The organism is Mesorhizobium sp. Pch-S (genome assembly GCF_004136315.1).
In the GTDB taxonomy this organism is placed as follows: domain Bacteria; phylum Pseudomonadota; class Alphaproteobacteria; order Rhizobiales; family Rhizobiaceae; genus Mesorhizobium.
Genome location: NZ_CP029562.1, coordinates 2,516,551 through 2,542,500, shown reverse-complemented (window position 1 = coordinate 2,542,500; position 25,950 = coordinate 2,516,551). Strand labels below are relative to the sequence as shown.

Annotated in this window: 22 protein-coding genes (1 of these 22 only partly in view); 6 read left to right on the top strand and 16 right to left on the bottom strand. The window is 61.6% G+C overall.

Annotated elements, in window-relative coordinates; translation table 11 throughout:
- The 4 genes from C1M53_RS11660 to C1M53_RS11645 form a co-directional block, all read right to left on the bottom strand.
- On the bottom strand, window positions 1-1,411 hold the 5' portion of the coding sequence (locus C1M53_RS11660) for an L-aspartate oxidase (protein ID WP_129412402.1). Its footprint begins 137 nt before the window's first position; only the first 1,411 of its 1,548 coding nucleotides appear in the window; it begins with the start codon at window positions 1,409-1,411; its stop codon lies beyond the left edge, outside the window.
- Entirely contained in the window at window positions 1,408-2,397 is a 990-nt protein-coding gene (gene nadA / locus C1M53_RS11655) for a quinolinate synthase NadA (protein WP_129412401.1), read from the bottom strand. Before nadA ends, C1M53_RS11660 begins: the two co-directional genes overlap by 4 nt.
- A gap of 67 nt (window positions 2,398-2,464) precedes the next feature.
- Window positions 2,465-3,415: a hypothetical protein gene (locus tag C1M53_RS11650; protein WP_245488526.1), complete on the bottom strand. Its 951-nt coding sequence runs from the start codon at window positions 3,413-3,415 to the stop codon at window positions 2,465-2,467.
- Window positions 3,416-3,458: 43 nt separating this feature from the next.
- Window positions 3,459-3,887, bottom strand: coding sequence for an Lrp/AsnC family transcriptional regulator (locus tag C1M53_RS11645; RefSeq protein WP_129412399.1), 429 nt, complete (start codon window positions 3,885-3,887; stop codon window positions 3,459-3,461).
- Between the two features lie 136 nt (window positions 3,888-4,023).
- Here C1M53_RS11645 and C1M53_RS11640 point away from each other — a divergent pair, with 136 nt between their 5' ends.
- On the top strand, window positions 4,024-5,133 hold the full coding sequence (locus tag C1M53_RS11640) for a saccharopine dehydrogenase family protein (protein WP_281040926.1): 1,110 nt from the start codon (window positions 4,024-4,026) through the stop codon (window positions 5,131-5,133).
- 99 nt (window positions 5,134-5,232) lie between these two features.
- On the opposite strand, the gene lpdA is transcribed toward C1M53_RS11640, so the two are convergent.
- The 4 genes from lpdA to C1M53_RS11620 are packed head-to-tail and all read right to left on the bottom strand — an operon-like array spanning window position 5,233 to window position 10,262.
- Entirely contained in the window at window positions 5,233-6,630 is a 1,398-nt protein-coding gene (gene lpdA, locus C1M53_RS11635) for a dihydrolipoyl dehydrogenase (protein ID WP_129412397.1), read from the bottom strand.
- 58 nt (window positions 6,631-6,688) lie between these two features.
- A complete protein-coding gene (locus tag C1M53_RS11630) occupies window positions 6,689-8,011 on the bottom strand; it encodes a dihydrolipoamide acetyltransferase family protein (RefSeq protein ID WP_129412396.1) in 1,323 nt (440 codons plus the stop codon).
- Window position 8,012: 1 nt separating this feature from the next.
- Window positions 8,013-9,026, bottom strand: coding sequence for an alpha-ketoacid dehydrogenase subunit beta (locus C1M53_RS11625; protein WP_129412395.1), 1,014 nt, complete (start codon window positions 9,024-9,026; stop codon window positions 8,013-8,015).
- A gap of 3 nt (window positions 9,027-9,029) precedes the next feature.
- Complete coding sequence (locus C1M53_RS11620) at window positions 9,030-10,262, bottom strand: 3-methyl-2-oxobutanoate dehydrogenase (2-methylpropanoyl-transferring) subunit alpha (protein ID WP_129412394.1); 1,233 nt, start codon at window positions 10,260-10,262, stop codon at window positions 9,030-9,032.
- Window positions 10,263-10,673: 411 nt separating this feature from the next.
- Between C1M53_RS11620 and holA the strand changes: the two genes are divergently transcribed.
- On the top strand, window positions 10,674-11,723 hold the full coding sequence (gene holA, locus C1M53_RS11615; RefSeq protein ID WP_129412393.1) for a DNA polymerase III subunit delta: 1,050 nt from the start codon (window positions 10,674-10,676) through the stop codon (window positions 11,721-11,723).
- A 154-nt stretch (window positions 11,724-11,877) separates the two neighbouring features.
- Here holA and C1M53_RS11610 read toward each other — a convergent pair whose 3' ends face one another.
- The 5 genes from C1M53_RS11610 to mnmE form a co-directional block, all read right to left on the bottom strand.
- Entirely contained in the window at window positions 11,878-12,762 is an 885-nt protein-coding gene (locus tag C1M53_RS11610) for a ParB/RepB/Spo0J family partition protein (protein WP_129412392.1), read from the bottom strand.
- A gap of 140 nt (window positions 12,763-12,902) precedes the next feature.
- On the bottom strand, window positions 12,903-13,691 hold the full coding sequence (locus C1M53_RS11605; protein ID WP_129412391.1) for a ParA family protein: 789 nt from the start codon (window positions 13,689-13,691) through the stop codon (window positions 12,903-12,905).
- Between the two features lie 43 nt (window positions 13,692-13,734).
- A complete protein-coding gene (gene rsmG / locus C1M53_RS11600; protein WP_129412390.1) occupies window positions 13,735-14,364 on the bottom strand; it encodes a 16S rRNA (guanine(527)-N(7))-methyltransferase RsmG in 630 nt (209 codons plus the stop codon).
- Window positions 14,361-16,232 (bottom strand): tRNA uridine-5-carboxymethylaminomethyl(34) synthesis enzyme MnmG, encoded by a 1,872-nt coding sequence (gene mnmG, locus C1M53_RS11595; protein ID WP_129412389.1) that lies wholly within the window; start codon window positions 16,230-16,232, stop codon window positions 14,361-14,363. The genes rsmG and mnmG overlap by 4 nt, the downstream gene beginning before the upstream one ends.
- Before the next feature lie 299 nt (window positions 16,233-16,531).
- Window positions 16,532-17,851, bottom strand: a complete 1,320-nt coding sequence (mnmE, locus tag C1M53_RS11590) for a tRNA uridine-5-carboxymethylaminomethyl(34) synthesis GTPase MnmE (RefSeq protein ID WP_129412388.1) — start codon at window positions 17,849-17,851, stop codon at window positions 16,532-16,534.
- Window positions 17,852-17,905: 54 nt separating this feature from the next.
- On the opposite strand from mnmE, the gene C1M53_RS11585 reads away from it, so the two are divergent.
- Window positions 17,906-19,924: a thioredoxin domain-containing protein gene (locus tag C1M53_RS11585; protein WP_129412387.1), complete on the top strand. Its 2,019-nt coding sequence runs from the start codon at window positions 17,906-17,908 to the stop codon at window positions 19,922-19,924.
- Window positions 19,925-20,085: 161 nt separating this feature from the next.
- Here C1M53_RS11585 and rho read toward each other — a convergent pair whose 3' ends face one another.
- The 3 genes from rho to hemE all read right to left on the bottom strand — a co-directional run bounded on the left by rho (window position 20,086) and on the right by hemE (window position 23,083).
- Window positions 20,086-21,348: a transcription termination factor Rho gene (gene rho, locus C1M53_RS11580; protein WP_129412386.1), complete on the bottom strand. Its 1,263-nt coding sequence runs from the start codon at window positions 21,346-21,348 to the stop codon at window positions 20,086-20,088.
- 173 nt (window positions 21,349-21,521) lie between these two features.
- Window positions 21,522-22,058: a protoporphyrinogen oxidase HemJ gene (gene hemJ, locus C1M53_RS11575; RefSeq protein ID WP_129412385.1), complete on the bottom strand. Its 537-nt coding sequence runs from the start codon at window positions 22,056-22,058 to the stop codon at window positions 21,522-21,524.
- Window positions 22,055-23,083, bottom strand: a complete 1,029-nt coding sequence (hemE, locus tag C1M53_RS11570; protein ID WP_129412384.1) for a uroporphyrinogen decarboxylase — start codon at window positions 23,081-23,083, stop codon at window positions 22,055-22,057. Before hemE ends, hemJ begins: the two co-directional genes overlap by 4 nt.
- Before the next feature lie 398 nt (window positions 23,084-23,481).
- Between hemE and C1M53_RS11565 the strand changes: the two genes are divergently transcribed.
- The 3 genes from C1M53_RS11565 (at window position 23,482) to C1M53_RS11555 (ending at window position 25,915) form a co-directional block, all read left to right on the top strand.
- Window positions 23,482-24,306, top strand: coding sequence for a pyruvate, water dikinase regulatory protein (locus C1M53_RS11565; RefSeq protein WP_129412383.1), 825 nt, complete (start codon window positions 23,482-23,484; stop codon window positions 24,304-24,306).
- A gap of 116 nt (window positions 24,307-24,422) precedes the next feature.
- Entirely contained in the window at window positions 24,423-25,016 is a 594-nt protein-coding gene (locus C1M53_RS11560; RefSeq protein WP_129412382.1) for a TetR/AcrR family transcriptional regulator, read from the top strand.
- Window positions 25,013-25,915, top strand: a complete 903-nt coding sequence (locus tag C1M53_RS11555; protein WP_129412381.1) for a haloalkane dehalogenase — start codon at window positions 25,013-25,015, stop codon at window positions 25,913-25,915. Before C1M53_RS11560 ends, C1M53_RS11555 begins: the two co-directional genes overlap by 4 nt.
- Window positions 25,916-25,950 lie beyond the last annotated feature (35 nt).

Below are 25,950 nucleotides of genomic sequence, written 5' to 3'. Positions count from 1 at the left end.
TTTCCTCGCGCCGAAGGGCGGCAACAGCGATCATCAGCCCGACAATGGCGGGATCCGATGCAACGCCATCTGGTTCTGTGAACGGCAGCAGCGCCGCCACAGCGTCCCGCAACGGAGCCTCATCCCGCACGATGCCAAGTGCCCCGGACACAATGGAGCGAACCTGCGCAGCATCCGGCGTCGGCGATGCGCTTACCGCGATCGGGTACCGGCGCACCCGCCGCGCGCTGGAGGCGACGCTGCTGGCGACCTGCACCGCCGAAACCACCGCCTCGGTGAGGGAATTGCTGGCAAGGCGATTGGCGCCGTGCAGCCCGGTGCAGGCGACTTCACCACATGCCCACAGACCGGCGACGGAACTGCGTCCTTCGGCATCAACGGCCACGCCACCCATGTGATAGTGGGCCGCGGGCCGAACCGGAATCGGCTGGACCGAAGGATCGATGCCGGCCTTGCGGCAGAGCGCTTCGATCGCCGGGAAGCGTCCGGCGAAACGTGACCCGAGACACTGCCGCGTATCCAGGAACACACGCCGCCCTGCGGCAAGCTCGCGCCACACCGCGCGTGCCACCACGTCACGCGGCGCGAGTTCGCCGCCCGGCGTATCGGCGAGAAAGCGATGCCCATCTTCGTCGACGAGCACGGCGCCTTCACCACGCACCGCTTCGCTGATGAGCGGCATCGGCCGGTGCGGCACGTCGAGCGCCGTCGGATGAAACTGCACGAATTCGAGATCGGCCAGCACCGCTCCGGTGCGGGCGGCAAGCGCCAGCCCCTGCCCGACCGAGCCTGACGGGTTTGTCGTATTGTCAAAAAGGCCGCCGACGCCGCCGGTCGCGAGCACGACGCGACCACTGGAGAGCGCGAACACATCGCTGCCGCCCACGACGACCACTCCGGCGATCGCGCCATCCTCGATAAGCAGCCGCCTGACCTCCACACCCTCCAGCAGCGTGATCGACGATGTCTGCCGCACGGCCACTGCCAGCGCCCGAACCAGCTCGCGGCCCGTGGCGTCTCCGGCAGCATGCACGATCCGGCGGCGCGCGTGCGCGGCCTCGAGTCCCAGCCGCAGGCTGCCGTCGGGTGCACGATCGAACATCACGCCGAGCCGCTCCAGACTTGCGATCGCTGCAGGTGCTGCGCCGACGAATCGCCTGACGACAGCCTCGTCGCAAAGCCCGGCGCCGGCTCCGAGCGTATCGGCCAGGTGAAGTTCCGGATTGTCATCGCTCCCCAGGCTTGCCGCCATGCCGCCCTGCGCGAGCATACTGGACGTCTCGGTTCCCAAGGGCGCGCTGGAGATCAGCACCACGGGTTCAGGCGCCAGGCACAGTGCCGCCATCAGGCCAGCCACGCCGCTGCCGACGATTACAGGTCGGCCCTGAAGATCATCGATCGACGGCTTCATAGCGCAAGCATGCGCTCCACGGCCTGACGCGCCGCGCCCGCGACCTCGGGATCGATGGTCACGACGTGACGGTTTTCTTCAAGCGCCGCGCGGATGTTGGCCAACGTGATACGCTTCATATGCGGGCACAGATTGCAGGGGCGGACGAAATCGACCTCGGGATGGTCGACGGCGATGTTGTCGCTCATCGAGCATTCGGTCATCAAAACCACGCGCGCCGGTTTGTGCCGGCCGACATAATCCGACATCGCTGCCGTGGATCCGGCAAAATCAGCCTCGGCAACCACTTCCGGCGGGCATTCCGGGTGAGCAAGCACGGTGACGCCGGGATGGGCCTCGCGCAGTTCGCGGATATCGGCGGGCGTGAAACGCTCATGGACTTCGCAATGGCCTTTCCAGGCGATGATCTCGACCTTGGTCTGCGTGGCGATGTTCCGCGCCAGATATTCATCGGGCAGCATGATGACGCGCGGCACGCCCAGCGATTCCACCACGGCCAGGGCATTGCCCGACGTGCAGCAGACATCGGACTCCGCTTTCACCGCCGCGGAGGTGTTGACATAGGTGACGATGGGAACGCCCGGATAGTTCTGCCGCATCAGGCGTACATCAGCGGCCGTGATCGAATCGGCCAGCGAGCAGCCGGCATCGAGATCGGGAATGAGCACGACCTTGTCCGGATTGAGCAGCTTGGCGGTCTCGGCCATGAAATGCACACCTGCAAGCACGATGACATCGGCATCGACGGTCATCGCCTTCCTGGCGAGTGCCAGGCTGTCGCCGACGATATCGGCCACGCAGTGGAAGATTTCCGGGGTCTGATAGTTGTGCGCCAGGATGACGGCGTTGCGCTCGCGTTTCAGCGCCAGGATGGCGTCGATGTCGCCGGAGAAGACCGGCCATTCCATCGGCGGAATGACACGCTGCACGCGCTGGTAAAGGGTGGCTGAAGCGGATGCGACAAGCGCAGCGGAAGAGACAGACATCGGCACCTCACTTTATGCTCAGTGTGAGTATATCACCGACATATGCTTACTATGAGTATAACTCCTGTCAAGACCTGGTCAGCGGCAATTTTGTCCCTGCGGCAGCACGTTCATCGAGAACGGCGTGGCGGAAGCGGTAGAGCTTCGCCGGTCGTCCACCGGTGTCGGCGGTCGTCTCCCCGGTCTCTTCGACCAGCTCCTGCTGTTCGATCAGCCGGCGGAAGTTCTGTTTGTGGACCAGCCTGCCGGCAAGCGCTTCGACGACCCGCTGCAATTGCAGCAGCGTGAAGACCGGCGGCATCAGTTCGAACACGACCGGCCGATATTTGATCTTCGATCTAAGCCGCGCGATTCCGGTGGCGAGGATCCGGCGATGATCGGCGATCATGGCAGGGCCGGGTATCAGCACGGAGCCCCGTTCGCCGCGGCCGCGCGTCGCCTCTTCCACCAGCCCCGCCTCGTAGAGCAGCTCGTAGCGCTGCAGGCAGAACTCTTCGTTCCACGGATGATCGTCGAAGCCGAAGGCGATCGCCGCTCTGCGCCGCCGTTCTTCGCGTGACACGACATCCGTGGTCCCCTTTGCCCAGGCCGTCAGCTGCGGCTGGACAATTTCGGTGATCAGGGCGGGGACGCCGGCACGATGGTCCTCCCATGGAAAGAAGTCGTACCAGCTGCGCCACGCACGTTTCGCGGCAGCTGAGGAGTGATCCATGCGGGTCAATGCCAGGTAGCTGATGGAGATCACCCGCTCCTGGCGCTCGTCGCCGATGCGGTCGCTGTCGGCGAATGTATAGAGTTGTTCGATATAACCAAGCTGGTGGCTGGTCTGCTGCTCCACCCATGTTCGCAGGCCGAACTGCAGGGATCGGTGGCCAAGCTCGAACGGACCCGAAGGAAGCCCGTCTGCAACCCCGACGGTAAGGACGCGTGGCTCCTGGTCGGCAACGGCCACCACAACAGCAATGAGATCCACATCGTGGTTCTTGCCGGCTGGCTTGCGCTTTCCTGTGTCTGTCATGCGATCCTGCATGGTTTCCGGGTTCGGTAGAAAGATGACGGATTTACCGGTCGATCCGCGTCGAGAGGATGATGGAAGACAACGTGCGTTCCACGCCGTCCATTGCGCCGATCCGGTCGAGCAGCGCATCGAGATCGCTGATCGAGGCCGATTCGACCGTCACGATCATGTCGAAGCTGCCGCTGACCGAATGCAGGGAACGCACCTGGCCAAGCGCCCGCAGATCTTTCACGACGCGTTCAGCCGCTTTCGGCGCCACCGTCAACAGCACATGCGCGCGCACCAGTCCCTGCTCATAGTCGGGTGCCAGCCGCACACCATAGCCAATGATGATGCCGCGCGCCTCCAGCCGTTCGATGCGGCTTTGCACCGTCGTGCGCGAAACACCCAGCCTTCGGGCGAGTTCTGCGGTCGACGCGCGCGCATTTTCACGCAGCAGTGTGATGAGGTCTCTGTCGGCTTGGCTCAGCATTTTCCCACGTGACTTCGCATTCTGACGAGCAGCCTCGGCGATTTTGTCGAAATGCGTCGGCGTTTTGTTCAATCGCACACTTCCATTCGTCAGGCAAACTGCGATTCCTGCCCTTGAAACATCCATAAGAAAGGGCTTGGCCATGAAGGAAATCGTTGTTGTCGGCGCGGGCAAGATCGGCTCGACCATTGCAGATATGCTGGCCGCGACCGGTGACTATCGTGTCACCATCGTCGACCGCTCCGCAGCGCAGCTCGCCGCACTTGAAGTTGGTGCCGGTGTCGCCACGGTGGAAACCGACATCGAAGCGGCCGGTGCTCTCGAAGCCGTGCTTGCCGGCAAGTTCGCCGTGCTCAGCGCCGCGCCCTTCCATCTCACCACCCGCATCGCCGAAGCAGCTGCTTCCGCCGGTGTCCACTATCTCGATCTGACCGAGGACGTCGCCTCGACCCGTCGCGTCAAGGAACTGGCCAAGACCGCAAAGACCGCCTTCATTCCGCAGTGCGGCCTCGCGCCGGGCTTCATCTCGATCGTCGCCAACGACCTCGCAAGCCGCTTCGATAGCCTCGAAAGCGTGCGCATGCGCGTCGGCGCGCTGCCGCAATATCCGTCGAATGCCCTGAACTACAACCTGACCTGGAGCACCGACGGCGTCATCAATGAATATTGCGAGCCTTGCGAAGCCATCGTCGAAGGCGAGCTGATCGAAGTGCCGCCGCTGGAAGAGCGCGAGGAGTTCTCGCTCGACGGCGTCACCTACGAAGCCTTCAACACCTCTGGCGGCCTGGGCACGCTGGCAGAAACCCTGAAGGGCAAGGTGCGCACGCTCAACTACCGCACCATCCGCTATCCTGGCCACGCCGCAATCATGAAGGCGCTGCTCAACGACCTCGGCCTGCGCCATCGCCGCGAAGTGCTGAAGGACATCCTGGAGAATTCGCTGCCGGCCACCATGCAGGACGTGGTCATTGTCTTCGTGACCGTCTCGGGCCGCAAGAACGGCCGCCTGCTGCAGGAAACTTACGCCAACAAGGTCTACAGCCAGCGTTCCGGCCAGATCGTGCGCAGCGCCATCCAGATCACCACGGCCTCCGGCATCTGTGCCGTGCTCGACATGCTGGCTGACGGCACGTTGCCGGCCACCGGCTTCGTCAAGCAGGAAGACATCGCACTCGACAGCTTCCTGGCCAACCGCTTCGGCCGCGCCTATGCGCAGCACGAACGCACCGACCGCCTGGCGAGCTGAGACGCCAGCCGGCCCGATCGAATGTGATCAAACAAAAACCCGCCGGCTGGTCCCGGCGGGTTTTTTGTTGGGATGCATCGTCGCTGCGAGCACACTTGCTCAGATATGCAATGCGTGCCCGAGCGCCTTGAGTGCAGCTTCCGGAAACGCCTCGCCCTGCGTCGGATGCGCGTGGATCGTGCCGGCGATGTCTTCGAGGCGCGCGCCCATCTCCAGTGCCAGCCCGAACGCCGCGGCCAGTTCGGAAACACCGTTGCCGACGGCCTGTATGCCCAGCACCAGATGATTGTCGGCGCGCGCGACGACACGGACGAAGCCGCTTTCGCCGAGCTTGGTCATGGCGCGGCCATTGGCCGTGAACGGAAACAGCCCGGTCTTGATCTCGCCGCCTAGGGCCTTCGCTTCCTCCGGCGACAATCCCACGCTCACCACTTCCGGATCAGTGAAACAGACCGCCGCAATGGCTCGCTTGTCCCAGCTGCGTTTGTGGCCGGCCACGATCTCGGCCACCATCTCACCCTGCGCCATGGCGCGGTGTGCCAGCATCGGCTCACCGGTGACGTCGCCGATCGCAAAGACCCCACGCATCGAAGTGCGGCATTGCTCGTCGATGCGGATGAAACGACCGCTCATGTCGAGGTCGATCTGATCGAGACCCCAGCCTTCCGTCACAGGCTTGCGCCCGACCGTGACCAGGATCTTGTCGGCCTCGATCTTCACGTCCTTGCCGGCAGCCGTTTCCACCAGCAGCGCGTCGCCCTTGGTCGAAAGACCCTTGGCCTTCGCTTCGGTCAACACCTCGACGCCAAGTTCCCCCAGCCGCTTGATCACCGGCTTGGTCAGCTCGGCGTCATACTGCGCGAGCAGGCGCGGCAGCGCTTCGACCACGGTCACTTTCGCGCCGAGCTTGGCAAAAGCCATGCCGAGCTCGAGCCCGATGTAACCGCCGCCGACGATGGCGAGCCGCTCCGGCACCTTGTCCAGCGACAGCGCTTCGGTGGAAGAGATCACCGGACCGCCAAACGGCAGGAACGGCAGCTCCACCGGCGCAGAGCCGGTGGCGATGACCACGGTTTCGGCACGGATCACCTGCAGCCCGGTCTCGGTTTCGACTTCCACGGTCTTGCCGTCGCGGAAGGTTGCCCAACCTGAGACATGCTTGACCTTGGCTTTCTTGAGCAGCCCGGAAACACCATTGGTAAGCCGGATTACTATTCCGTCTTTCCAGACGATGGTCTTGCCGAAATCGAGCGACGGAGCTGTTGTGGCAATGCCGAGGGGACTGGTGCCCTCGGCCATGTGCGAAACCTTCTCGAACTCTTCCGCCGCATGGATCAATGCCTTGGACGGGATGCAGCCGATGGTGAGACAGGTGCCACCTGGCTTCGCCGCCTCGACGATGACGGTGTCGATGCCGAGCTGACCGGCACGGATGGCGCAGACATAGCCGCCGGGGCCGGCGCCTATGACGAGGAGTTTGCAGGAGATATCCTTCATTGCCCAAGTCCCCGTCTTGCAAGCTTCGCTGGCTGATGATCGTGAAATAAGCGCATGGTCAGTTATCCACGAAGATCAGCGCCGGGGTTTCGAGAAGCGCCTTGATGCGCTGGACGAACACAGCCGCATCCCAGCCGTCGACGATGCGGTGATCGAAACTGGACGACAGGTTCATCATCTTGCGCGGGACGAACTGGGTGCCATCCCACATCGGCCGCACCATCATCTTGTTGACACCGATGATCGCGACTTCCGGATGATTGATGACCGGCGTGGTGACAACACCGCCCATAGCGCCCAGCGAAGTGATGGTGATGGTCGAGCCGGAAAGTTCGTCGCGGGTCGCCGTTCCGTTCTTGGCGGCCTCGGCCAGGCGATTGACCTCGGCGCCGCAGTCCCAAAGGTCGCGCGCCTCGGCATGTTTCACCACCGGCACGACCAGCCCGTTTGCGGTCTGGGCGGCGATACCGATGTTGATGCCGCCATGCTGGTGGATGATACCGGCCTCGTCGTCGAACAGCGAATTGAGCAACGGCTGCTCGCCGATTGCCTTGACCATGGCCCGCATCAGGAAAGGCAGCAGCGTCAGCTTCGGCCGATCCGCGCGTTTCTCCTTGTTGAGAGCGGCGCGCAGATCTTCCAGCGCCGTCACATCGACTTCCTCGACATAGGTGATGTGCGGAATGCGCGATTTGGCGAGTTTCATCTTCTCGGCGATCTTGCGCCGAAGCCCGATGACCTTGATCTCCTCGACACTCTCGTTGCGCGAAAGACCGCTCGCCGGCCGTGCCGTTTGCGGACCGCGAGAGAGGAACGCGTCAATGTCCTCATGCCCGATCCGTCCTGCCGGACCGCTGCCGGTGACCTGGCGCAGGTCAATGCCGGCCTCCCTGGCACGAAGCCGCACCGCCGGCGATGCCAGCGGCTTTTCGCCTTCGGGGCGCGGTGCACCGCCGGTCGAGGCAGACGGACGCGATACGCTGTTCGCTGCTGCCGGTGCCGGCGAAGGCTTCGGTTCAACTGGTTCCTTGCGCACCACTTCGGCTGGAGCTTCCTTTGCGAGCTCAGCCTTCGCAGGTTCCTCGGCCTTGCCAGCAGCCGCGGGCTTGGCGTCGGCGGCTGCCGTCACATTGCCTTCACCGACCACCTTGAGCCGTACGATCGGCGAACCGATCGCCACCGTGTCGCCGATCTCTGCACCCAGCCAGAGAATCTCACCGTCGACGGGCGACGGGATTTCCACCGTCGCCTTGTCGGTCATGACAGCCGCCAGCACGGTATCCTCGCGGACGAGGTCGCCAACCTTGACGCTCCATTCGACGAGCTCCGCCTCAGCCACGCCTTCGCCGACATCGGGCAACTTGATGATATATTCACCCATGTCAGGCCTCCATCGTGGCGATAAGCGCGCGACCGACCCGGGCCGGCCCGGGGAAATAGTCCCACTCCTGTGCATGCGGGTAAGGAGTGTCCCAGCCGGCAACGCGCATCACCGGAGCCTCGAGATGGTAGAAGCAATTTTCTTGGACCAGCGACATCAGCTCGGCGCCAAAGCCGGAGGTCAGCGTCGCTTCGTGAACGACAACACAACGGCCGGTCTTCTTCACCGACTCGACGATCGTATCGAGATCGAGCGGCAGCAAGGTGCGCAGATCGATGATCTCGGCATCGACGCCGGTCTCTTCCGCCGCCGCCTGGGCGACATAGACCATGGTTCCATAGGCAAGCACCGTCACCGCATTGCCCGGCCGACGGATCACCGCCTTGCCGAGTGGCACGGTGTAGTGGCCGTCGGCGACTTCGCCGAGGTCATGTTTGGACCAGGGTGTGACCGGCTTGTCGTGATGGCCGTCGAAAGGGCCATTGTAGAGCCGCTTCGGCTCCAGGAAGATGACCGGATCCGGGTCTTCGATTGCGGCAATCAGCAAACCCTTGGCATCTGACGGATTGGACGGCACCACCGTCTTCAAACCCGAGACGTGGGTGAACAGAGCCTCGGGGCTCTGGCTGTGGGTCTGGCCACCGAAGATGCCGCCACCCGTCGGCATGCGCACGACGATCGGGCAGGTGAAATCACCATTGGAACGGTAGCGGATGCGAGAGGCTTCCTGGGTCAACTGGTCGTAGGCAGGAAACATGTAGTCGGCAAACTGTATTTCCACACAGGGTTTCATCCCGTAGGCAGCCATGCCGATCGCCGCGCCGACGATGCCGGATTCATTGATCGGTGCGTCGAAACAGCGGCTCTTGCCATATTTGGCCTGCAGGCCCTGCGTGCAGCGGAAAACGCCGCCGAAAAAGCCGACATCCTCGCCGAAGACGACGACACGTTCATCCAGCCCCATCGCGACATCCATGGCATCGCGAATAGCCTCGATCATGGTCTTGCGTGCCATGGTTCAGATCCCAGCCTGCTGGCGTTGCCGTTTGAGATGCGGTGGCATCTCGGCATAGAGCCCTTCGAACATGTCGCGGATCGACGGCTTCCCGCCGGCATGCAGCGTGCCGTGTGACTCGGCCTCCTTCTGCGCCGCGATGACGGTTTCGAGGATTTCGGTCTCGGCCTGCGCATGGCGCTCATCCGACCAGACGCCGCGATGAATGAGATGGTTCTTCAGCCTCACCACCGGGTCGCCCAGCGGCCAGGCCTCTGATTCCGCCTTCGGCCGATAGGCCGATGGATCGTCCGAGCTCGAATGCGCGCCGGCGCGATAGGTCACATATTCGATCAGCGTCGGCCCGAGATTGGCGCGCGCGCGTTCCGCCGCCCATTTCGCCACCGCATGCACGGCAAGATAGTCATTGCCGTCGACCCGCAACGCCGGAATGCCGAAGCCGAGGCCACGCGCCGCGAACGTGCCGGCACCGCCGCGGGCGATACCCTGGAAGGTCGAGATCGCCCATTGGTTGTTGACGATGTTGAGGATGACCGGGGCCTTGTAGGTCGAGGCAAACACCAGCGCCGAATGGAAATCCGATTCCGCGGTCGAACCATCGCCGATCCACGCAGCGGCGATGCGCGTGTCACCGCTGATCGCAGAAGCCATCGCCCAGCCCACCGCCTGGATGTACTGGGTGGCAAGATTACCGGAAATCGAGAAGAAGCCGTGCTCCTTCGAAGAATACATGATCGGCAGCTGCCGTCCCTTCAACGGGTCGGCCTCGTTCGAGTAGATCTGGTTCATCATCGTGACCATCGGATAGTCGTCGGCGATCAGAAGCCCGGCTTGCCGATAGGTCGGGAAATTCATGTCGCCCTTGTCGAGCGCCTTGCGGAAGGCGCAGCTCACCGCCTCCTCACCCAGATGCTGCATATAGAATGACGTCTTGCCCTGGCGCTGCGCCATCTGCATGCGCACATCGAAAGCCCTCAGCGTCATCATGTGACGCAGGCCTTCCAGAAGTTCCTCATCGCTGAGCATGTCGGCCCAGGGACCGACCGCTTCGCCGGCCCGGTCCAGGACCCGGATGATCGAAAAGGCCAGGTCGCGGATTTCACGCGGATCGACATCGATCGGTGGTTTGGGCACGGAGCCGGCCTTGGGGATGGGAACGTTGGAGAAATCCGGTGTTCCACCCGGCCTGACCTCCGGTTCCGGAACATGAAAGCGCAACTTCCCGGCTTCGGCCATGGGCTCTCGTCCTCCACTGCATCGAAGCGCCGGACGTCCAGGGGACGTGCACAGATCGCTCCATCACTTTCACTCTGCGATGTTGGCATATCTTCGACGCCGAAGCAGCGCCAAAGTACCTCCACCCGTTTGCCTCTCCCAGCACGGTGCTCTCGGCTCCGGCGGCGGCGCAATGTTGCAGGAAACGCGCGTAATATCCCGTCTCATCCATGCCTCTTGCGGCAACAAATGCGATTGCTTGCCGTGACTTCCATTCCAAAAGCTGCCGCAAGCGCTGTGAGCGCTTGTGCTGTTTTTCGATCCACCGGATTCGCTTCCTGCGCGTTCGTTCTCCGATTTTCGGACGTCGGTGGCACAAAACGGCCGCCCACAGCACATGCTTTGAGCGCCGCATCATGCTAGGGGACCAGCATGGCACAGAAGAAAGCCTCAGAAGTCGATTCGTGGCTGGCCCGGCCGGACCCTGGGACCTGGCTGGTGCTCATCTATGGCCCGGACCGCGGGCTGGTGGCGGAGCGCGCGCGGGTTTTCGCAGCGCGTACCGGACTGCCGCTCGATGACCCCTTCTCCGTTGTGAAGCTGGATGCCGGCGACGCCGACCGCGACCAGGGCCGCCTGCTCGATGAGGCCCGCACCGTGCCGATGTTTTCCGATCGGCGCCTGCTGTGGCTGCGCAACGCCGGCGCCCAGAAGAACCTCGCCGACGACGTGAAAGCCCTGCTGGCCGAGCCACCGCGTGACGCCATCGTGCTGATCGAGGCTGGTGACCTGAAGAAAGGTGTCGGGCTGCGCGCAACAGTCGAGGCGGCGAGCGGCGCGATGGCGCTGCCCTGTTATGCCGACGACGCGCGCGACATCGAGACCGTCATCGATGACGAACTCGGCAAGGCCGGAATGACGATGACGCTTGAGGCACGCCAGGCCTTGCGCCGCAATCTCGGCGGAGATCGCCTCGCCTCGCGCAGCGAAGTCGAGAAGCTGGCGCTCTACGCGCACGGCCGCCGCGAGATTACGCTGGAAGACGTGCGCATGCTGACCGGCGATGTCTCCGGACAATCCTTTGATGATGCGGTCGATGCCGTGCTGGCGGGCAGGCTGGACGATTTCGACACGGCTTTCACCCGTCAATGCCAGGCTGGCGGGCAGCCATTCCTGGCGCTGGCTGCCGCGATGCGTCAGTTCCAGGCGTTGCATGCGATGCGTGGCGCAATGGAGGCCGGTGGCGGGCGCAATGCGGCTTCGGTCGTTGCCGCCCACAAGCCGCCGGTTTTCTTCACGCGACGCCGTTTGATCGAGACGGCGCTGGAGCGTTGGAGTTCCGAAGCCCTGAACCGGGCGCTGGCACGACTCCAGGCCGCTGTCCTGCAGACACGGAGGCGATCCGATCTTGCCGAGCCGATTGCCCGGCAGGCCTTGCTGGGCATTGCCGTGGAAAGCGCGCGGCTGGCGCAACGACGGTAGAGCAAACCCGCAGGTAGGTGACGGGTTTCGTCCGAAAAGCAGCGACGCGTCTCGCTTTCCAGGGGGCGAAAACGCCTCGATCAGCGCCAAGGCGGTCACAAAGCTATTTTACCACAGTGACTTAGCGCAAAGCGGTTGATGTCGAATCAGCAGCTCAGGCCTGTTTCAGCCGCCGGCAGAGGTCGTCTAGTTGGTCGAGCGAACGGTACGAGACACGCAGCTCGCCGCCCCCGCTCTTGTGCGCGATCACCACTTTCATGCCGGTGACATCGGACAGCAGCTTTTCCAGTGCCAGCGTATCCGGATCCTTCTCCGTGGGCGTCGAGAGCTTGGCCTCGCGCTGCGCCTGCACCGGCATCTGCGCGAGCGCTTCAGCCTGACGGACCGAAAGCCCTTCTTCCACGATACGCTTGGCAAGTCCTGCCGGATCCTGTGCGGTGACCAGCGTGCGCGCATGGCCGGCTGACAAGGAGCCATCCACCAGCATGTCGCGGATGACATCCGGCAGTTTCAGAAGCCTTAGTGTGTTGGCGACATGGCTGCGGCTCTTGCCGATCACCTGGCCGAGATCGGCCTGGCTATAGCCGTGATCGTCGATCAGCTGCTGGTAGCCAAGCGCCTCTTCGACCGCGTTGAGATCGGCACGCTGCACGTTTTCGATGATCGCCAACTCGAGCGCCGTACGGTCATTGACCTCTCTTACGATCACCGGAATCTCGATCAGGCCGGCGCGTTGCGCTGCCCGCCAGCGCCGCTCGCCGGCGATGATTTCGTAGCGGCCCTGCTGTGTGGGCGACGAACGCACCACCACCGGCTGGACCACGCCATGTTCGCGAATTGACTGGGAAAGATCCGTCAGCTCGGCATCCCCGAAATGGCGGCGCGGGTTGCGCGGATTGGGGGAGACGAACTCGATCGGAACCTTGCCGTCAGCCGCAGGACGCGGCTGTTCGGTAGCCGAGGCCGCAGGTCGGTCGATTTCGCCGATCAGTGCTGCAAGCCCTCGTCCCAGCCGCTTTCTCGAAGGATCGTCGTTCATCTCAGGTCTTCCAGGTCGTTTTGCTCAGGCAATTCCAGGAAAAGTATACAACGGTTTTCCAACCAGAATTGTGTAAAAACAAGGAGTTAGAGCGCTTCCGCGTTTCCGTCAAAAACGGAACCGCTCCAGTGTATCAAATCCTATGCGGCCCGCAGCTGCCGCTCGCGGCGAATCACTTCCGAAGCCAGCTGCAGATAGGCCTGGCTGCCGGAACATTTGAGATCATAGAGGATCGCCGGCTTGCCGTAGGACGGCGCTTCCGACACGCGCACATTGCGCGGGATGATCGTCTCATAGACCTTGTCGCCCATATAGGCGCGCACATCCTGCACGACCTGGTTGGCGAGGTTGTTGCGACCATCGAACATGGTGAGCACGATGCCTTGGATGCTCAAATTCGGGTTGATCGATCCGCGCACCTGCTCGACCGTTTCGAGCAGCTGGCTCAGACCTTCTAGTGCGAAGAACTCGCACTGCAGCGGCACCAGCACCGAATCAGCTGCCGCCATCGAATTCAGCGTCAGCAGGTTGAGTGACGGCGGGCAGTCGATCAGCACATAGCTGAACTGATCGGAGGCATGGATGGCGTTGCGCAGGCGCAGCACACGATCCGGTGCCGAGGCGATCTCCATCTCGATGCCAAGCAAGTCGAGCGTCGAAGGAACGATCGACAGGCCGGGTACGGCCGTCGGCATTGCCGCAGCCTCGAGATCGAGCTGGCCGGTGAGCACATCGTAGGAAGAGACCGCACGATCGCGACGATCGATACCGAGCCCGGTACTGGCATTGCCCTGAGGGTCGAGGTCGACGATGAGCACACGCTCACCGATCGCGGCGAGCGCTGTTGCCAGGTTGATGGCGGTGGTCGTCTTGCCGACACCGCCCTTCTGGTTGGCAACCGTAATGATCCTGGGTCCGGTGGAGGTCATGGTTTTCCGCCACAAATTCATTTCGCTAGCATCACACGTTGAATCAAACTCTGCGAACATTTCGCAGCTCAAGCACAACCCCTTGTGGGTCGATCATGCTTGGATGTTCTACCAGATCGAAGCGCCAGCGGTGAGTGCTTTCTTCGATTTCCCGCTGATAATCCCGCCCTTTGTGGAACAAGGCACGTGCGCCCGAAGCCAACCAGGGCTCCGTGAGATCGAGGAGATCGACCAGCGAAGCCAAGGCACGTGCTGTAACGATCTCCGGCACACCCACAAATGGATATGAGTCTTCGATACGCCTGGCAATGATCCGCGCGGGCAAACGAAACTGCCCGACAGTTGCCTGCAGGAAGCCAGTCTTCTTGCGATTGCTCTCGACCAGACCAATCGACCCACCACGCTCCCCGAGCAGAAACGCCATCACCAGTCCAGGGAAGCCACCGCCGGAGCCGATATCCACCCAGCGCGTTGCTGTCGGTTCTATCGCCGCGAGCTGCGCACTATCCAGGATATGCCGGCGCCAGACGTCGCCTTCCGTCGAGGACGCAACGAGATTTATGCTTCTGTTCCATTTCAGGAAGTGTGCCTCAAAGGCCTCGAGCGCCGCAAACGTTTCACGTGAAACGTCTCCCGCCACTTCCCGCAAACTCTCGTAGGATGCAGCGCTCACGCGGCGCCCTTCTCGACGATTTCCGCATTTCGGATATGAGCCACAATCACGGCCAGGGCCGCCGGGGTCATACCCTCCATGCGCTGGGCTTCGGCGATCGACCGCGGTTTGCGATCCCGCATCTTCTGCTTGAGTTCATTGGACAGTCCGGCTACAGCGCCGAAATCAAGTTCTGCGGGAATCTGCCGGCCTTCCTCGCGGCGCAGTTGCTCCGCATCCGCTTTCTGACGATCCAGATAGACGGAATACTTTGCTTCGATCTCCAGAGCTTCCGCCGTCTTGGCATCGATGGCTCCAAACTGCGCATCGATCCTTGCCAGCCAGGCTACATCGACATCCGGATAGGCCAGCAGCTCATACGCGGAGCGCCGCACTCCATCCTTGTTGATCTCCAGCCCATGGTTCGCCGCCTCGTTCGGGGTGAAACGGATCTGCTTCGCCAACTCACGCGCCGAGTCGATCCGTGTCCTGATTTCTTCGAAGCGACGGGTTCGCTCCACCGAGACGATACCGAGGTCGATGGCTTTCCCCGTCAAACGCTCATCGGCATTGTCGGCGCGCAATGACAACCTGAACTCCGCGCGCGACGTAAACATACGATAAGGCTCGGCAATGCCGCGGCTTGTAAGATCATCGATCATCACCCCGATGTAAGCTTCGGTGCGGCTGAACACGACCTGGCTGCTGCCGCCGGCGCGGCGCGCCGCGTTCAAACCTGCGACAAGCCCTTGCGCCCCGGCCTCTTCATATCCCGTCGTACCGTTGATCTGACCGGCAAGAAACAGTCCCTGGACTTTGCGGGTCTCGAGCGACTGGTGCAGTTCGCGAGGATCTATGTGGTCATATTCGATGGCATAACCCGGCTGCAGCATCGTCGCGCGTTCAAGGCCCGGGATCGTCTTGAGCAATTCAAGCTGCGCATCTTCCGGCAACGATGTCGAAATCCCGTTCGGGTAGACCGTCGGATCATCGAGACCTTCGGGCTCCAGGAAGATCTGATGACCCTCACGGTCGCCGAACTTGACGATCTTGTCCTCGATGGATGGGCAATAGCGTGGTCCCACGCCTTCGATCTCGCCGGAGTACATGGCGGAGCGATTGAGATTGGCACGGATAACAGCGTGCGATTGCGGAGTCGTGCGCGTAATACCGCAATCAATCTGCGGATTGCGGATACGATCCGTCATCAAAGAGAACGGAACCGGGTTCTCATCCGCGGCCTGACTCTCCAGAACTTTCCACTCGATCGTGCGCCCATCCAGCCGCGGCGGTGTGCCTGTCTTCAAACGACCGAGCTTGAAACCGATGCGCTCCATGGTTGCCGACAGGCCGACGGACGCTTGTTCATTCATGCGTCCCGCAACGATCTTGCGGTCGCCGATATGGATCAATCCGCGCAGGAATGTACCTGTGGTCAAGACCACGGCGCCACAAGACAGACGTCGACCGTCAGCCAGCACTACCGCTGAGACGATGTTGTCTTTGACCTCGAGATCGAAAACCTCGCCTTCGATCACGTCGAGATTTGGCTGCGCCTGGATGGCATCCTGCATCGCCAGCCGGTACAGCTTGCGATCAGCCTGCGTTCGGGGACCGCGCACAGCAGGACCCTTGCGGCGATTCAGCAGACGAAACTGGATACCAGCAGCATCGGCGACACGGCCCATCAGGCCATCCATGGCATCGATCTCGCGAACGAGATGACCTTTGCCGAGACCGCCGATAGCGGGGTTGCAAGACATCACGCCGATCGTGTCGAAGCGCAACGTGACCAAAGCACAGCGTGCACCAGCGCGGGCTGCAGCGCTGGCAGCCTCGCAGCCGGCATGGCCGCCTCCAACCACGACGACGTCGTAGCTGCTGATCATTGTTTATGCTCCAGGAGTTTCGCTAGCGCTGTCATGTTCTTCCGAATGATTCCTGTCAAGAAAAACCGAACGTTTCACGTGAAACACGTATCAGTTGTGATCGATAGACAGGGCTATTGTTTCACGTGAGTCAGCCTGCCCGAGATGTTTCACGTGAGTCACCCGCGTGCCAGTGCATCCTCTCGGACGCGCAACGGACGCCATAGGAGCTTTGGTCTGGCGCATGGGGGTGGAGTGTGCCGTCCCTCTCCGAAAATCGGTTCCAGTCCTCGGGATCGAGTGCTGGTGTTTCACGTGAGTCACTTCCCAATACAGAACTGCGAGAAGATCACGTCGAGCAGATCCTCGACGTCGACGATGCCGACGATCCGGCCAAGCCGTTCTCCAGCCAGCCGTAGATCTTCTGCCTGAAGTTCCAGGTCGGTCTGGACGAGCGTCCTCTCGATGAACGCCCTGCCTTCTTCCAACAATTCGACATGGCGCAGGCGTGTTGGCAGCAAACTCCCTGCAGCACCACTGGCGCCATCCGCCAGTTCTCCGAGCGTCTCGAGCAGTTGATCCAGACCGGCGCCTGTCTTCGCAGAGACAACAAGATCGAACGCATCCTCGGCCTTCGTCTCTGCGGCGAGCAGATCCACTTTCGTCCCGACGCGAAGCAGGCGCGGGCCGGATGGTAACTCAATATCCGCCGGCGCGACGGTCACGTCCTGCAGCGCCACAATCAGGTCTGCGCTTTGAGCGCGGTTCCTCGCTCTCTGAATGCCTATGCCTTCAATCGTGCCGGCTTGCTCTCTCAACCCCGCGGTATCCGTCAATCGAACTTTCAGGCCATGCAGATCCAGCACGACTTCAAGCAGATCCCGGGTCGTTCCGGGTTCATCACTGACGATTGCGGCTTCACGCCGGGCCAGCGCATTGAACAGGCTCGACTTTCCGGCATTCGGCGCGCCCAAAATCACCACATCGAAGCCTTCGCGGATGATTTCCCCGGCATGAAACCCGCTAACATGCCCGGTGATCTCATTGGAAAGCTTGCGCATATCAGACCAGATGGTATCGGAGACGGAGCCCGGAATGTCGTCTTCGTCGGCGAAATCGATCTCAGCCTCGATCATTGCGCGCGCATGGATCAACCGCCGGCGCCAACCATCATAAAGTTCGCTCTGGGCACCGCTCGCATTAAGCAGGGCAAAACGGCGCTGAGATTCCGTCTCGGCGTTGATCAGATCCGCGAGAGCTTCGGTCTCGACGAGGTCAAGCTTGCCGTTCAGGAAAGCACGTCTGGTAAATTCACCGGGTTCAGCATGACGGATGCCGTCAATGGCGGTCAGTGTCCGCAGCAGCGCAGACACCACAGCCTTGCCACCGTGGACCTGAAACTCCGCGACATCCTCACCGGTGAAGCTGGCCGGCCCAGGAAAGAAGATCACCAACCCGGTATCGATCAGCGATCCATCGGATTGCTTCAACCGACGCAGCATCACCTCACGTTCAGGAACCGATGCGCCCAAAATCGTTTCGAGAGCGAATCGAGTCCTAGAGCCAGACAAACGCACCACCGCGACACCGGCTGGCAGCTTTCCACTCGATAACGCAACGATCGAATCCGAAAATCTCATTGTCCGCTCTTCGAAATGCCCTACCCTCCGCAACATAGAGAACAGGCTAGAACCGTGATTTTACCGCAAAAGAATCTGCTCGCTGAAGAAGCAAGTCCGTATCTGCGCCAACATGCGCAGAACCCCGTCTACTGGCGAGCCTGGTCACAGGCAGCGTTGGATGAGGCGAGCACGCTGGATCGCCCGATCCTGCTTTCCGTCGGTTATGCTGCCTGTCACTGGTGCCATGTCATGGCGCATGAAAGTTTCGAAAACGACGAAATCGCCGGCGTCATGAACCGGTTCTTCGTCAACATCAAGGTTGATCGCGAAGAACGTCCCGACATCGACCAGATCTATATGGCCTCGCTCTCCGCCATGGGCGAGCAGGGCGGCTGGCCTTTGACCATGTTTCTGACCCCTGATGGCAAACCGTTCTGGGGTGGGACTTACTTTCCGCCGCGTTCGCGCTACGGTCGGCCGGGTTTCGTCCAGGTGCTCGAGGCGGTCGAAAAGGCCTGGCGTGAGAAGCGGGACAGCCTGAACCAGAGTGCCGGCGGCTTGATCACGCACGTCGCCTCGCGGCTCTCGGCAACGCAGCCCAAGGCCCTGCTCGATCGGCAAACCCTGCCACGCCTGGCAGACGGCATCGAAAGCATGATCGACTGGAACGAAGGCGGACTGAAAGGCGCTCCGAAGTTTCCGAACGCACCCTTCATGACGGCACTCTGGCTTTCCTGGCTGCAGAACGGGACCGCTGCTCATCGCGATTCCGTCCTCCTGTCGCTGCGGAAGATGCTGGCCGGTGGCATCTATGACCATGTCGGCGGCGGCCTCTGCCGCTATTCCACCGATGCTTACTGGACCGTGCCGCATTTCGAAAAGATGCTCTACGACAACGCCCAGCTGCTGCGCATGGCGAACTGGGCTTACGCCGCCACGCATGACGAATTGTTCCGGCTTCGAATCGAAGAAACCATCGGCTGGCTTTTGCGCGAAATGCGCATCGAGAACGGAGCATTCGCCTCCAGCCTCGATGCCGACAGCGACGGCGAGGAAGGTCTTTTCTACACCTGGAGCCAGGATCAGCTCGCCGACGCGTTGCAGTCCGATCTTCCCGCTCTCGCAATCTATTATGACCTCGCTGCTCCCTCCAACTGGGAAGGCAAACCGATCCTCCGCCAGACCGACGAGCAGCGGCACCGGGAGGTTGCCAACTATCCGATCGTCGCCGGCCTGAAGGCGAAGCTCCTCGCGGACCGAGCCACCCGTGTGCGTCCAGGACGAGATGACAAGGTGCTGGCCGACTGGAATGGCCTGGTTATCACCGCCCTGGCCGAGTGTGGCCGCAGCCTTGCGCGAAATGACTGGATCGATCTTGCCGCGCAGGCCTTTGCCGGCATCCTGGCAGCTGCCGAAAACGGCCGCCTTCCTCACTCCATACTCGGCGACAGGAAATTGTTCCCGGCCTTGTCCAGCGACTATGGGGCAATGATCACCGCCGCAACGGCGCTGTTCGAAGCAACCGGTGATGCACACTACCTAGGCGTCGCCAGGAACCTGGCCGAACAGCTGGACCAATGGCATGCCGACCCGGATCGCACCGGATATTTTCTGTCCGCATCGGACAGCAGCGATGTGCCGATCCGCATCCGTGGCGATGCCGACGAAGCCATAGCGTCCGCCACCGGACAGGTCGTTGAAGCCGTGATACGCCTGTCGACGATAACAGGCGACATCGCGCTGCACGAAAAAGCGCTCACGGTGGCCGAGCACGCCCAGGGCCGCGCCGGACAGCAGACCTATGGTCAGGTTGGTATCGTCAATTCCTGTGCCCTGGCGCTCGAACCGCTGAAGCTGCTTATCGTCGAAGATCCCACCCAGGCAAGCCTCGTTGCGGTGGCGAATCGAAATCCGGACCCGCGCCGCATGGACATCGCCGTTCCCTTCGGTGGCACCGCGCCGAGTCTGCCCGGCGACGTGGTGCCTCCAACCGACAAACCCGGCGCTTATCTGTGCATGGCCCAGTCCTGCCTGCCGCCCGTCTCCGATCCTGACGCGTTGGAGCAGCTCCTGCGAACAAAAACAGCGTAGGGAACACGTCAATCCGGTGGCTCCGGCAGCTGGCTAGCCGCACCCTGGATCGCACCGATTTCAGAGTGTTCCTGCTTCCAGCGCGATAACCCATGTCCCAAAGCAAAAAGGCGCGCCCCGAAGAGCGCGCCTTATGTTTAGGTCGATCGAGAACTTGCCGATCAGGTGTTCATCGAATCGAAGAAGTCGCCATTGGTCTTGGTCTGCTTCAGCTTGTCGATGAGGAACTCGATCGCGTCGGTCGTGCCCATCGGCGCGAGGATGCGGCGCAGCACGAAAATCTTTTGCAGATCCTGCCTCTGCACCAGCAGGTCTTCCTTGCGGGTGCCCGACTTGAGGATATCCATCGCCGGGTAGATGCGCTTGTCGGCAACCTTGCGGTCGAGCACGATTTCCGAGTTGCCGGTGCCCTTGAACTCTTCGAAGATCACTTCGTCCATGCGGCTGCCGGTATCGATCAGCGCGGTCGCGATGATGGTCAGCGAACCACCTTCCTCGATGTTGCGGGCGGCACCGAAGAAACGCTTCGGACGCTGCAGCGCGTTGGCATCGACACCGCCGGTCAGCACCTTGCCGGATGACGGCACCACGGTGTTGTAGGCACGGCCGAGGCGGGTGATCGAATCAAGCAGGATGACGACGTCACGGCCATGCTCGACAAGGCGCTTGGCCTTTTCGATGACCATTTCGGCAACCTGCACGTGGCGAACGGCCGGCTCATCGAACGTCGAGGAAACCACCTCGCCCTTCACCGAACGCTGCATGTCGGTCACTTCTTCCGGACGTTCGTCGATCAGAAGCACGATAAGATAGCATTCCGGGTGATTAGCGGTGATGGAATGGGCGATATTCTGCAGCAGCACCGTCTTACCGGTACGCGGCGGCGCGACGATCAGGCCACGCTGGCCTTTGCCGAGCGGCGCCACCAGATCGATGACACGCGCTGACAGGTCCTTGGTCGGGGCTTCAATTTCCATCTTCAGACGCTCGTTCGGATAGAGCGGCGTCAGGTTGTCGAAGTGGATCTTGTGCCGGATCTTCTCCGGATCGTCGAAATTGATGGTGTTGACCTTGAGCAGCGCGAAATAGCGCTCGCCTTCCTTCGGGCTGCGGATCGGCCCTTCGACCGTATCGCCGGTCTTCAGCGAGAAGCGGCGGATCTGCGAGGGCGAGATGTAGATATCATCCGGGCCTGGCAGATAGTTGGCGTTGGCCGAGCGCAGGAAGCCGAAGCCGTCCTGCAGCACCTCGACGACGCCATCACCGATGATCTCGATGTCCTGCGCGGCCAGCTTCTTGAGGATGGCGAACATCAGCTCCTGCTTGCGCATCACGCTGGCGTTCTCGACCTCGAGCGATTCGGCAAAGGCGATCAGATCGGTCGGTTTCTTGTTCTTGAATTCTTGGAGTTTCATTTCCTGCATGAGAGGAGCCTAAGTGTAAAAATGGGAAAATGGGCCGGCGATAGAAAAAGCCGAACGCGACCGAGAGGTAGGAAGTCAAATGGGGGCGCGTGACGAGGAGAGACCCGTCTTGTACCGTCACCCCATGCAAAGAGCAAGGCGCGAAATAACAGCTTCCGCCAGGCTTTCGCCGCTTAGAACGGCTTTACGATCACCAGCACAACAATGATGATCATCAACAATGTGGGGATCTCGTTGACGATCCGCCAGTGTCTGGCCGGTTTTTCATTGCGATCTTCTGCGAATTTGCGCACCGCGGCCGACAGATAGCCATGCACCGCCGACAACGCCAGCACGGCCGCAAGCTTGGCGTGCAGCCAGCCGCCCTGGAACCCGAAGCCCTTCCAGGCCAGCCACAGGCCGAACGCCCAGCTGATCACCATTGCCGGGTTGATGATGCCGCGCAGCAGGCGCCGTTCCATCACCTTGAAGGTTTCCGATTGCTGCGAGCCGCGCTCGGTCTCGGAATGATAGACGAACAGCCTCGGCAGATAGAGCATGCCGGCCATCCAGGAAATCACCGCGATCACATGGATGGCCTTGGCCCAGGGATAGAAATCCTCCGGCGCCACCAGATAGAGCAGCGCAGCCAGAAACAGGAAGATGGCAATGGCGATCGCCGCGCGGCGCATGGCCTGCCCGCCGCCGGCTGTGCTGTTGCTATTGGTCATCGGCGGCTCCTCACCTGCTTCACCATCGCCTCGACATGCGTGATCGGCGTTTCCGGCGTGATGCCGTGACCGAGATTGAAGATCAGCGGCCCATCGGCCAGCGCTTCCAGAATGGCATCGACGCCCTCTTGCAGGGCCCGCCCGCCGGCGACGAGCCGCAATGGATCCAGATTGCCTTGAACCGCGCCACCCTTCTGCAGCGCCTTGGCGGCGGTCAACGGCACGGTCCAGTCGAGACCGAGACCTGATATACCTGTCTTGCCGCGATAGGATGCGTAATTGGTACCGGCGCCCTTCGGAAAGCCGATCACCGGCACATCCGGGTGTACGGCATGGACCTGCCGCACGATGTCGGCCACCGGTTCGACACAGAAGGCCTGAAACGAAGCCTCGTCCAGAACGCCGGACCAGGAATCGAATATCTGCACGACATCCGCACCCGCTTCGATCTGGCGGATGAGATAGGCTGCCGACTGATCTGCCAGCGTCTTCAAGAGCCGCTTGAAAGCGTCAGGCTCACGATAGGCAAACAGCCGTGCTGGCGCCTGATCCGGCGTGCCGTGGCCGGCGATCATATAGGTCGCGACTGTCCAGGGCGCTCCGCAGAAGCCGATCAAGGTGGTTTCATCCGGCAGTTTTCGGCGCAGCTGGCGTACCGTTTCGTAAACCGGTGCCAGATTCACGTGAAACAGTTCGGTGTTCAGCGCATCGATCTCATGAGCCTGGATCGGCGTCAGAAGTGGCCCGCGACCCTCCTCGAAACGCAGATCGCGGCCGAGCGCGTGTGGTACCACCAGAATGTCGGAGAACAGGATCGAGGCATCGAAACCGAAGCGTTCGATCGGTTGCAGCGTCACCTCGACCGCAAGGTCCGGATTGTAGCAGAGATCGAGGAAGCTACCCGCCCGCTTCCGGGTCTCCCGGTACTCAGGAAGATAGCGACCGGCCTGGCGCATCATCCAGAGCGGAGGCGGCGAAACCGTCTCCCCTTTCAGCACTTCAAGCACAGTCCGTCTGGCAGCCATGAGCCCGCTTTCGAAAGCCTATCTATAACTAAAAGAGATTCTAAAAGAGTCTTCTGATTCTACGAGTCTGTTTGAATCGGGGATGTCGAGCTGTCCAGCATCACGCGCCAAAACGCCAGTCTCCATAATGTCGCGTGGTTTTTCTCGCGGATTTGGGAACAGTGGGGAAAACCTGAATCCATATTTGGAATCAAAGCGCTGGCCGGCGTGATCTTTTGTCTCGGCTGTGAACGAGATCCGGTCAGATTCCGTCCTCCCCAGACTTGTCCCCAGCAGCCGCAAAAAGCTGACAGCGCCATCAATTGTGGACAACTGGCCATCTGATACAGTCGGTTTTGCACACCCGCCGGATCGGTCCCGACTTATCCACATCCACCCACAGCACGACGCGAGCCCTTGTGAACAAACCGCAAAGCTTCTTCCACCTGCACCTGATTTCCGATGCTACGGGCGAGACCCTGCTGGCCGCCGGCCGCGCCGCATCGGCGCAATACAAGGATGCGCGCGCCATCGAGCACATCTATCCGCTCATCCGCACCGAAAAACAGCTGATGAAGGTGTTCGACGACATCGAGGAAGAACCCGGCATCGTGCTCTACACGGTTGTGGATCAGGCACTTGCCCATCGTATCGACGAACGCTGCGCAAGCATGGGCCTGCCCTGTGTGTCGGTGCTGGAACCGGTGCTGGCGGTCTTCCAATCCTATCTCGGTACGCCGGCCGGCCGGCGAGTCGGTGCGCAGCATGTCCTGGATGCAGAATATTTCCGCCGCATCGACGCGTTGAACTTCACCATGGAACATGACGACGGCCAACTGCCGCTCGACATGGAACAAGCCGATGTCGTGTTGATCGGCATTTCCCGCACCTCGAAAACGCCGACCTCGATCTACCTGGCCAACCGTGGCATCAAGACCGCCAACATCCCGATCGTGCTTGGCGTGCCGGTGCCTCCGGCGCTGGTCGAAGCCAAGACACCTCTGGTGGTCGGCCTGGTGGCGACTGCCGAGCGCATCTCGCATGTGCGGCAAAATCGACTGCTGGGCTCGACCACCGGCTTTGATTCCACCGCTTATGTCGATCGCGCCTCCATCAATGAGGAACTGACTTATGCCCGCCAGTTGTGCGGGCGCCATGGCTGGCCGACCATAGACGTCAGCCGCCGTTCGATCGAGGAAACGGCCGCTGCCATCGTTGCCCTGCTGCGCGAGAAGACGCGGTAGAGACACTTCTTCCATCAGGTTCCTGACACCAGGCCCATTTCCGTGTTGGTAACGCCTTTCATGGATCTCCGCACACATGCCTTGACTTTAATACGTACGTACGTATTAAATGAGTCATGGCTAGACAATCACTCCGCGAAAACCTTCTCGAAGCCGGTTTCCAGACGATCTGGGACGCCGGTTACGCCGCTGCCGGTGTCCGCGATATCGTCGCTGCGGCTGGGGCCAAACCCGGTTCCTTCACCAACCACTTTCCGTCCAAGGAGGCCTTCGTCGGCGAGGTGATCGATCGCTACTTCGCTTATGTTTCAGGGCTGGTCGAACAGGCGCTGGCTGACGACGGCACGCCGCCGGTCGAGCGATTGCGGCGCTATCTCGATCTCATCACCTCCAGGCTGGAGGCCGCCGAGTGGTCGCGCGGTTGTATGGTCGGCAATCTCAGCCTCGAGACGGTCGTGTACAGCGAGCCGCTTCGACTGCAGCTGGTGTCCATATTCGAGCGCTGGCGCAGGCCCTTCGCCGATTGCATTGCCGAGGGCCAGGCGGCTGGCCAGATCACGGATCGCTTCAGCGCCATCGATCTTGCCGATTTCCTGCTCTCCTCGTGGCAAGGCGCCATGCTGCGCATGAAGGTCGAGCGCAGTCCGGAACCGCTGGAACGGTTCAAGACCATCGTTTTTGCAACCGTCTTTGGAGGCGTTTCGTCATGACCGAACAACAGCCCGGACGCCGCGAGCTGGCGATACTTGATTCAACGATGAGCTATGTCGAAGCCGGCAGCGCTGGTCCGACCGTCCTGTTCCTGCATGGCAACCCGACCTCGTCCTACATCTGGCGCAACATCATCCCGCACGTGTCGCCGATTGCACGCTGCATTGCTCCGGATCTCATCGGCTATGGCCAGTCCGGCAAGCCGGATATCGCGTATCGGTTCTTCGACCAGGTGCGCTATCTCGACGCTTTCATCGAAAAGATGGATATCCGCGATGTCGTTCTGGTGGCGCAGGATTGGGGTACGGCGCTTGCCTTCCACTTCGCTGCGCGGCGGCCGCAACGGGTACTTGGGCTCGCCTTCATGGAATTCATCCAGCCTTTCGCACGCTGGGAAGACTTCCACCAGCGGCCGCAGGCACGCGACCTGTTCAGGGCGTTCCGTACGCCGGGACAAGGAGACAAGCTTGTGCTTGACGACAACATCTTCATCGAACGCGTGCTGCCAAACTCGGTGCTGCGGACGATGACCAAGGATGAGATGGATGCCTATCGGGCACCATTCCCGACAGCCGAGACCCGCAAGCCGATCCTCGCCTTGCCCAACGACATGCCGATCGAGGGCAAACCGGCGGATGTAGCGGCCATCAGCGCGCACGATCATCGTGCACTGAGCGTATCGACCTATCCAAAACTGCTCTTCCACGGCGACCCTGGTGCGCTGGTCTCGCCGGAAGAAGCGCGCACCTTCGCGGCCCGGCTTACAAACTGCGACGTCATCAATCTCGGACCAGGTGCGCACTACCTGCAGGAAGACCATGCCGATGCGATCGGTGTGGCCTTGCAAGACTGGATCCCGGCAATTGTGACAAGGTCGCGCGAACTCGAAAGAGCTTGAGGCTGGACCGTTTAGGGGCCGTCAACCCGGCAGCT